Annotated in this window: 10 protein-coding genes and 1 other RNA gene; 9 read left to right on the top strand and 2 right to left on the bottom strand. The window is 61.2% G+C overall.

Translation table 11 applies throughout. The features are described 5' to 3' along the window. A partial coding sequence (locus tag E5W87_RS31375; RefSeq protein WP_292406611.1) for a hydantoinase/oxoprolinase family protein occupies positions 1-766 on the bottom strand: 766 nt, incomplete at its 3' end. A gap of 178 nt (positions 767-944) precedes the next feature. Between E5W87_RS31375 and E5W87_RS31370 the strand changes: the two genes are divergently transcribed. The 7 genes from E5W87_RS31370 to E5W87_RS31340 all read left to right on the top strand — a co-directional run bounded on the left by E5W87_RS31370 (position 945) and on the right by E5W87_RS31340 (position 5,284). Further along, positions 945-1,148, top strand: a complete 204-nt coding sequence (locus tag E5W87_RS31370; RefSeq protein WP_292406609.1) for a hypothetical protein — start codon at positions 945-947, stop codon at positions 1,146-1,148. Between the two features lie 476 nt (positions 1,149-1,624). After that, positions 1,625-2,344, top strand: a complete 720-nt coding sequence (locus tag E5W87_RS31365; RefSeq protein ID WP_292406605.1) for a DnaJ family molecular chaperone — start codon at positions 1,625-1,627, stop codon at positions 2,342-2,344. After that, entirely contained in the window at positions 2,341-3,108 is a 768-nt protein-coding gene (locus tag E5W87_RS31360; RefSeq protein WP_292406602.1) for an N-acetylmuramoyl-L-alanine amidase, read from the top strand. Before E5W87_RS31365 ends, E5W87_RS31360 begins: the two co-directional genes overlap by 4 nt. 184 nt (positions 3,109-3,292) lie before the next feature. After that, positions 3,293-4,072 carry a lytic transglycosylase domain-containing protein gene (locus E5W87_RS31355; protein ID WP_292406599.1) on the top strand — a complete coding sequence of 260 codons (780 nt, stop codon included), beginning with the start codon at positions 3,293-3,295 and terminating at the stop codon, positions 4,070-4,072. A 59-nt stretch (positions 4,073-4,131) separates the two neighbouring features. After that, positions 4,132-4,529: RNase P RNA component class A (gene rnpB, locus E5W87_RS31350), an RNA gene on the top strand. A 180-nt stretch (positions 4,530-4,709) separates the two neighbouring features. Continuing rightward, positions 4,710-4,985 carry a type II toxin-antitoxin system ParD family antitoxin gene (locus tag E5W87_RS31345; RefSeq protein WP_292406596.1) on the top strand — a complete coding sequence of 92 codons (276 nt, stop codon included), beginning with the start codon at positions 4,710-4,712 and terminating at the stop codon, positions 4,983-4,985. Next, positions 4,982-5,284, top strand: coding sequence for a type II toxin-antitoxin system RelE/ParE family toxin (locus E5W87_RS31340; RefSeq protein WP_292406593.1), 303 nt, complete (start codon positions 4,982-4,984; stop codon positions 5,282-5,284). Before E5W87_RS31345 ends, E5W87_RS31340 begins: the two co-directional genes overlap by 4 nt. A gap of 9 nt (positions 5,285-5,293) precedes the next feature. Here E5W87_RS31340 and E5W87_RS31335 read toward each other — a convergent pair whose 3' ends face one another. Further along, positions 5,294-6,409, bottom strand: coding sequence for a cystathionine gamma-lyase (locus E5W87_RS31335; protein WP_292406590.1), 1,116 nt, complete (start codon positions 6,407-6,409; stop codon positions 5,294-5,296). A 406-nt stretch (positions 6,410-6,815) separates the two neighbouring features. Here E5W87_RS31335 and mraZ point away from each other — a divergent pair, with 406 nt between their 5' ends. Both mraZ and rsmH read left to right on the top strand, forming a co-directional pair. After that, positions 6,816-7,274: a division/cell wall cluster transcriptional repressor MraZ gene (gene mraZ / locus E5W87_RS31330; RefSeq protein WP_292406587.1), complete on the top strand. Its 459-nt coding sequence runs from the start codon at positions 6,816-6,818 to the stop codon at positions 7,272-7,274. After that, positions 7,271-8,013: 16S rRNA (cytosine(1402)-N(4))-methyltransferase RsmH (gene rsmH / locus E5W87_RS31325; RefSeq protein ID WP_292406582.1), on the top strand; the 743-nt coding region annotated here is incomplete at its 3' end. The genes mraZ and rsmH, both read left to right, overlap by 4 nt.

The raw sequence follows: 8,013 nt of genomic DNA, 5'->3' as shown, positions 1-8,013 counted from the left end.
CTCTGGCGGTGCCTTCTGAGATGACCCCCTCTGGCCGCTTCGCGGCCATCTCCCCCTCGAGGGGGGAGAGGACGCCCAGTTCACCCGCCACCTTCTGCACATACCTTGCCAGGATCGGTGACAAATAGGCGTCGACCACCGTGGTATCGCCGCGGCCGACCAGCTTGATGAGCGGCGAGACCTCGTGACTGACCGAGACTTGATGAAAACCCAGTTTCCTGCAGACTTTTGCAACCGCCTTTTCGTGGTCGGGATATTTCCAGGCATGCATGAAGACGATCGCCACGGCATCGATGCCGTCCGCCTTGGCTTGCTCGATGGCCGGCCGGCAGGCGGCAATGTCGAGCAGCCGTTCGACATTCCCGTCGGCGCGCACGCGTTCGTCGACTTCGATGACGCGCTCGTAGAGCTGTTCGGGAAGAATGATCTCCTTGGCGAAGATGTCGGGCCGCGCTTGATAGGCGATCCTCAGTGCGTCGCGAAATCCCCTGGTGATGAGCAGCAGCACACGGTCGCCCTTGCGCTCCAGAAGCGCGTTGGTGGCAACGGTGGTGCCCATCTTGATGTCGCCGATCAGGCTGGATGGGATCGGAGCGCCGGATTTTAATCTGAGCAGTTCGCGAATGCCCTGGATGGCGGCGTCGGCATAGGCTTCAGGATTCTCGGACAACAGTTTGCGTGGGTGCAGCCCGCCTTCCGGGTCACGGCCGATGACATCGGTGAAGGTGCCGCCGCGGTCAATCCAGAAATCCCATTTGGCGATCACGGCAGCTCTCCAATGCATTTTATTGATTCAATGTGTTAATTCGCAGTTGCCTGACCGGCAACGGCGAAAGCAGGTGATGTTACATTCGGAAATGCAACGTTACGAAACTCATAGGCGCCTGATGCATTCTGTCCTCGATCGTCACCGTTAGCGGGGGCGTGATTAGAGGAGAGATAGCATGAAGAAACTCATTCTTGCGTCGGTTTCGGCGCTTTCCCTGCTTGGCGTTGCGGCTTGCAGCGACAGCGGCACGGGCGGCGACGCCACAACCACGCAGAGCACCAATCCGCCGGCGGCCGAACAGCCGATGCAGCCGGCTCCTGACGCCACGAAGCCGGCCGAGCCGGCTCCGGCAGAGCCTGCTCCTGCGCCGGCGCAGTAGTTTATCTGACTGAAGATTTGGGAAGGCCGGCATCATGCCGGCCTTCCCAGCATCTGGTTCAAGACACGCGTGCCTTGCGGCGATGGCAATCACCGCAGCGCGAACGGTATGGTTTGGCCCGTCACTTTTTCGCCCAGCAGAAGGGCCGAAATGGCAAAGTGAAGGAGACGGAGGCAATTTGTGCCTGGCTGACGTGGGCAATAGCGTCCAGCAGACGACCTACCAGCCGGGCATTTTCCTCGCCAGTTTCCACGAGACGACATAGCCGAAGCCCGCCGCCAGGCGGCCACGAACAGCAAGATGTCACAAGGCCTGCGGTTTCGCGCGCTATGGCCGGTGTCGCGGCTGCCGTCTGCTGGCTTTCCTCAATCGACGGTTAGCGCCGGCTGCCTCGGGCATCTCACAAAATCGGTTAGCCGGCCCTGCGGCATTGTCTTCGCTTGATAGCGGTGGCCGGTTAGCCCTAATAGGTGCTCATGTCGATTTGGGATCGCCTCGGCGACTTCATTACGCGCGTTTCGTCCTCAACCTCGTCGGGTGTCGCCGACGTCGTCGAGGCCGTGCGCACGGTTTTCTCCGGCGATGCGGATCTGCGCCGGCGCGTCGCCTTCTCGGTGGCGATGATCGCGCTGTCGGCCAAGATGGCCAAGGCCGACGGCATTGTCACGCAGGACGAAGTGCGCGCCTTCCAGCAGATATTCGAAGTGCCGAAGGAGCAGACGCGCAACGTGGCGCGGCTTTATGATCTGGCCAAGCGCGACATCGCCGGCTTCGAAACCTATGCCGAGCGCATGGCGCAGCTTTGCGGCTCCGGTCATTCGAACTGTGTGATGCTGGAGGACATTCTCGATGGGCTGTTCCACATTGCCAAGGCTGACGGGCTGGTCCACGAGCGCGAAGGCCAGTTCTTGCATCGTATCGCCGAGATCTTTCGGATCGAGGAGGCGCATTATCAGAGCATTCTGGCCCGGCACGTCGATCTGGGTGCGGCCGATCCCTATGTCGTGCTCGGCATCGAGCGGGGAAAACCGTTCGAGGAGGTCCGGAAGCGTTATCGCAAGCTGGTTTCGGACAACCATCCCGACCGGCTGATCGCACGCGGCCTGCCGCAGGAATTCATCAAGATCGCAACGAGCAGGATAGCGGCGATCAACGCGGCCTATGAGATGATCGAACGGGGCCTGCGGCACGCATGAGCGGCTTCCTGCCCGACGAGCCGAGCGCCGAGGTAAGGGTATCGCCGAATTTCGGTCCACGACGCGAGACGGTCAAGCCCGATATGATCGTGCTGCACTACACCGGCATGAAGACCGGCGCCGGCGCCGAAGCGTGGCTGTGCGATCCGGCCAGCGAGGTTTCGTCGCACTATCTCGTCCATGAGGACGGCCGCATCGTCCAGATGGTCAGGGAAAGCGACCGCGCCTGGCACGCCGGCAAGAGTTCGTGGTTCGGACGCAGCGACATCAACTCCTGTTCGGTCGGCATAGAGATCGTCAATCCGGGGCATTCGCTGGGCTATCGGAATTTTCCGAAACAGCAGATCGATGCCGTGATCGGTCTGTGCAACGGGATCGTTCAGCGCCATTCCATTCCAGCTCAACGGGTGCTCGCCCATTCCGACGTAGCGCCGGGACGAAAGACCGATCCGGGCGAGAAATTCCCTTGGAAGGCCCTGTTCGAAGCCGGTGTCGGCCACCTCGTCGAAGCGGCACCCGTCAGGCGTGGCGCGGTGCTGAAGACCGGCGACGCGTCTGCCGAGGTCGAGGCGTTGCAATCGATGCTGGCGCTGTATGGTTATGGCGTGGAGATGTCAGGTGCTTTCGACCGGCAGACCGAAATCGTCGTCGAGGCTTTCCAGCGGCATTTCCGGCAACGCAAAGTGGATGGCGTGGCCGACGGATCGACAATCCGCACGCTGGAAAGACTGCTTGCTTCCGTAAGGGCAGTTTCGGCCAAGTAATCTTTTCCTGATCGTTAAGTTACAATCTGTCACTTAAAGTGACTTGCCTCGCCTTCTTTGCCGCCAATTCGACCGTCAAAGGCGATCCGTGCAAATTGTCGGACCTACAGCCCCCCAAATGTTCCGATGTTGATTAGCGTAGCTGCGTGAAGTTCTTCGCGCGGTTCAAACAGAACAGGATCCCATGCAGAAATTGACCGTTTTAACGGCAGCTGTTGCTGCCGGCGTAATAACTTTTGCCATCGGTGCGGCCAATGGCGCGCCACTGAGCCAGCGGGCCGACCAGGGTTTTATTACCGCGTCCGACAAAACCGCCACGCCGAAAGCCGGCCAAGATGCGAAGAAAAAAAGGGCAGTCTCCGCAAAGGCGGTAAAAGCTGCTGCGGTAAAGGTGAAAAAGCCAGCATCCGCGAAAGTGGAAAAAGCTGGGGTAAAAGTGAAAAAGCCAGCCTCTGCAAAAAATGCAATCTCCAAGCGACGTGTGAAGCGCAACAGGACCCGCATCGACCAGGCGACGACGGCGTCGATCGGCCGGAAGAGCCGGGCGGCGGCGCCGAAGGCGGCGGCCGCTGGCGGCAGCGGACAGTATTCGACAATCATCGAGCGTCATGCCGCCAGCAATGGTGTGCCGGTCTCGCTCGCCAAGGCTGTCATCATGATCGAGAGCAACTTTCAGCCGAACCAGGTCGGCAGCGCCGGTGAGATCGGCCTGATGCAGATCAAGCCGTCGACGGCGCGGATGATGGGTTACAGCGGCTCGATCAAGGGCCTCTACGATCCCGAGACCAACATTAAATACGGCATGAAATACCTCGCCATGGCGCGGAACCTCGGCGGCGGCACCACCTGCGGCACGATCCTGAAATACAATGCCGGACATGGCGCCAAGCGGATGAACCCGATTTCCGCGGCTTATTGCGGCAAGGTCAAGGTGCAGTTGGCAGCGCTTGGAGCGCCGGCGTAATAAGCCGAAACCTGCTTTTTTGTTTGCGTTTTCGGGCGTGAACCCCTTTATACGCCTTGCCAGCTGGCCGGGCGGCCGCACCCGCGAAGCCGAAAGGCTGCGGGTGAGGAAAGTCCGGGCTCCATGGAGACACGGTGCCGGTTAATGGCCGGCGGGGGCGACCCTAGGGAAAGTGCCACAGAAAGCAAACCGCCACGATCCGTCGTGGTAAGGGTGAAAGGGTGGGGTAAGAGCCCACCGCGCGACTGGCAACAGGAGCGGTACGGCAAACCCCACCGGGAGCAAGACCGAATAGGGGCGGTGCGAGGGGAAACCCTCGAGGGCTGTTTCCGGCTCACCGTCCGGGTAGGTTGCGTGAGGTGCATGGCAACATGCGCCCAAGATGAATGGCCGCCACGTTCTCGCGCCGCAAGGGGCGAGGGCCATACAGAACCCGGCTTACAGGCCAGCTGGCAATTTTCTTCCAGATTTTTATAGGGAAATTCCCTGATATCAGCAGGTTGCGTCTTCGGGCGCGCCTGCTGGTTCAGGCGCTTCATTGACTGAATCAGCTTTGCTGGGCTGTGCGCGGAACAAGCGTTTCTTGAAGTTGGTGCGATTAAATCGTACCATATACGGGCAATATCAGGAGCGCATCATGGGTCAGGTCGACAAACGCAGCATCACGCTTTCGCCGGAACTGGCGGCGGCGGTCGACGACGTGGTCGCCGCCGGCGAATACGCTTCGGCGAGCGAGGTGATCCGCGACGCGCTCAGGCAATGGAAGGACCGGCGCGATCTGCACGGCTATACGGTCGAGGAGTTGCGCAAACTGGTGCAGGAGGGGATCGACAGCGGACCGGGACGTTTTGCGTCGATCGAGGAAATCAAGGCCGAAGCGCGCAGACGATTGAAATCCGATAACGCGGCATGAATTTGCTGCCCATAATCCGAACTGCAAATGCAGAAGAGGATTTGATCGCGACCTGGCTTCATATCGCGCGAGACGACGAGGCCGCAGCGGACCGGCTGCTCGACCGGATCGAAGCCCGCTGGCAGCAACTGGCGACTTATCCCTTCTCAGGCGCGCCGCGCGAAGACATTGCGCCCGGCATCCGCCATCTGGTCGTCGGCGAATATCTCATCTTGTATCGTGTCGGCGAGGATGCAGTCGAAATCCTGCGGGTGCTGCATGGCCGGCGCAATATCGAAGCCGACGATCTGGCTTCGTGATCGACCCGTTCAGCCGCTGATACCGTCCAGCGACGCCTCGATCGCCCGCCAAAGCTCTTCCACTGGCTCGCAGCCGACCGACAGGCGAACGAAACCGGGCGGAACTGCGTCTCCTCTTTTCGCTCGCCGTTCCGCCGAAGTATGGATGCCTCCGAACGAAGTCGCCGCCTGCATCAACGCGCAGTTGTTGATGAAATCCTCGGCCTTGTCCTCCGAGGCGAGCACGAACGAGATGAGAAAGCCAAAGCGCTCCATCTGGGCGCGGGCAAGATTGTTTGATGGATCGCTTTCCAACCCCGGAAAGCGCAAGTCGCTGATCGCACCATGGCTCTCCAGCCGCCGCGCTATCACTTCGGCTGAGGAGCACATGCGGTCGAAACGAACCTCCAGCGTTTCGAGGCCGCGATGCACCAGCCATGCCTCGAACGGGCCGGGAATAGAGCCCGAGGTCTCGCGCCAGCCGGACACGGCGGCGATGATGTCCGGATTTCGGCTGGCGACATGGCCGAACAGCACGTCGGAATGGCCATTAGGCGCCTTGGTGTCGGCGGCAATGACGATGTCGGCGCCGAGATCGAGCGGTAGTTGGCCGAAGGGCGTCATCGTCGTGTTGTCGACCACCAGGATCGCGCCTGCTTTGTGCACGGCTTCGGCGACAGCCGTAATGTCGCAGATATCCAGTCCCGGATTGGCGGGCGTTTCGACGAAGGCCAGTTGATATCCATCGAAGCCGCCGTCGAGGAAGCTCGATGTCGGCCGGACATCGTAGGCGACGCCGAAAGATTTCAGGAAGCGGTCTGCCAGCGCTCTGGTGGTGTGATAGCCGTCCGACGGCAGCAGGATACGGTCGCCGGATTTGAGCAACCCAAAGAACACCGCCGAGATTGCAGCCATTCCCGAGGGAAAGCCGACGCATGGCGCGTCTTCCAGATGCGCCAGCATGTGTTCGACCGCGTCCCAGGTCGGATTGCTGAAGCGGCCATATTGATCGAATCCGGTGGCGTCGCCGGGTGCGTGGAAAATGGCGGCCATAGTTAGGGGCAGGGGAATTGGGTCGCCCTTGGCAAGCCTGCCGCGACGCAGATGGGGAAGTGCCGCGGCGCGGGACTTGGCTGTTTCGGACATGGACTTTCAAACCTTGTTTCTGACCGGGAAAGGACGGACCGACGCTATGCGTGGCGGCGATCCGCGGCAAGCCGCCTCCGGTTAGGCCAAGCAGCTCTAAACGCTTCGTTAGGCTTAATGGAGCATAAAGACGGGAGTGCCGTCAAAGCTGCTCTCATCGGTTGTGACGCGCACGTTTGTGAAGCTTGTTCCCGTTGACGCCCATAACGCCCCATGATATCCCATTTCGATATTCAAGCTTTCGTTCCGCGTCAGGGTGAAGCGTACGCCAATCGGGCAGCCGCGGCGGCTGCGCGTTTGCCTATTTTCGCCCGGAGCGAAGTGAGTTTTGGGCAGGGACCGCGCCGCGGCGGCGCGGAGGGCAAGATGCAGAGGGGTGCGGCGGCGCAAGCGGCCGTAACGCGTAATGGACCGGTTTCTGTCAAGCGCGGTGAACAGGATCGATGCGAAGGGGCGGGTGTCCGTTCCAGCGCATTTCCGTGCGGTAGTGCAGAAGCGCGGCTATTCGGAACTCTATGCGCTGCGCTGCCTGGATCGTCCGGCGATGGATGTCGGCGGGCTCGACCTGCTCGACCGATACGAGCAGCGCATCGCGCAGGAGGACCCGTTTCTGCAGACGGCGGACGACATGTCGTTCTTCTGCCATGGCGATGGAACCTTTCTCAAGCTGGATCAGGACGGCCGCATCTCGATGACCGATTTCATCCGCGAGCACACGGGCATTTCCGCGGAAGCGGCGTTTGTCGGTCGCGGCAATTTCTTTCAGATCTGGGAACCTGGACGGCTCACCGCCTATGGGGCGGAAGCACGCGCCCGGCTTTTGCAGCTTCGGCAGGGGACGACGCCTGGGGAGCGACTGGAATGATGGTGGGCTACGGCGATGACCCTCATGCCGCTGGCGGACCGGCTCGTCACATTCCGGTCCTCCTTGCCGAAGTGCTGGAGGCGCTTTCGCCTGGGGCGGGAGAGGTGATCGTCGACGGTACCTTCGGCGCCGGCGGCTACACCAAAGCCATTCTTGCGAGCGGCGCCTCGGTTGTCGCCATCGACCGCGACCCAGACGCGATCGCTGCGGGTCGTGTCCTCGAACAACAATCGGGCGGCAAGCTCAGGCTGGTTCAGGCGCCGTTCTCGACATTGGACGAGCATGTCGAAAGCGCCGACGGCGTTGTGCTCGACATCGGCATCTCCTCGATGCAGATCGATCAGGCGGAGCGCGGTTTTTCGTTCCGGGCCGACGGGCCGCTCGACATGCGCATGGCGCAGGCTGGCCTGAGCGCCGCCGATGTCGTCAACAGCTTCAAGGTGGGCGATCTTGCCCGCATCTTCGGGTTTCTTGGCGAAGAGCGCCATGCCGGCCGCATTGCCCGGATGATCGAAAACCGTCGCGAAAAACATCCGTTCGAGCGCACGCTCGACCTTGCCGACGCCATTGAGACGCATATCGGCCGCGCGCCGAAGGACAAGATCCATCCGGCGACCCGCGTCTTCCAGGCGCTGCGCATTTTCGTCAATGACGAACTCGGCGAACTGGCCAAAGCGCTGTTTGCGGCTGAACGCGTACTGAAACCGGGCGGACGGCTGGCCGTGGTGACGTTCCATTC

Origin of the sequence: Mesorhizobium sp. (genome assembly GCF_004962925.1) — a bacterium.
In the GTDB taxonomy this organism is placed as follows: domain Bacteria; phylum Pseudomonadota; class Alphaproteobacteria; order Rhizobiales; family Rhizobiaceae; genus Mesorhizobium.
This window is presented reverse-complemented; position numbering and strand designations above follow the sequence as displayed.

Bases quoted from the DNA above. Each gene is read 5' to 3' on its own strand.
- E5W87_RS31370 (WP_292406609.1), top strand. From the start codon at position 945: ATGAAGAAACTCATTCTTGCGTCGGTTTCGGCGCTTTCCCTGCTTGGC.
- E5W87_RS31365 (WP_292406605.1), top strand. From the start codon at position 1,625: ATGTCGATTTGGGATCGCCTCGGCGACTTCATTACGCGCGTTTCGTCC.
- E5W87_RS31360 (WP_292406602.1), top strand. From the start codon at position 2,341: ATGAGCGGCTTCCTGCCCGACGAGCCGAGCGCCGAGGTAAGGGTATCG.
- E5W87_RS31355 (WP_292406599.1), top strand. From the start codon at position 3,293: ATGCAGAAATTGACCGTTTTAACGGCAGCTGTTGCTGCCGGCGTAATA.
- E5W87_RS31345 (WP_292406596.1), top strand. From the start codon at position 4,710: ATGGGTCAGGTCGACAAACGCAGCATCACGCTTTCGCCGGAACTGGCG.
- E5W87_RS31340 (WP_292406593.1), top strand. From the start codon at position 4,982: ATGAATTTGCTGCCCATAATCCGAACTGCAAATGCAGAAGAGGATTTG.
- E5W87_RS31335 (WP_292406590.1), bottom strand. From the start codon at position 6,409: ATGTCCGAAACAGCCAAGTCCCGCGCCGCGGCACTTCCCCATCTGCGT.
- mraZ (WP_292406587.1), top strand. From the start codon at position 6,816: ATGGACCGGTTTCTGTCAAGCGCGGTGAACAGGATCGATGCGAAGGGG.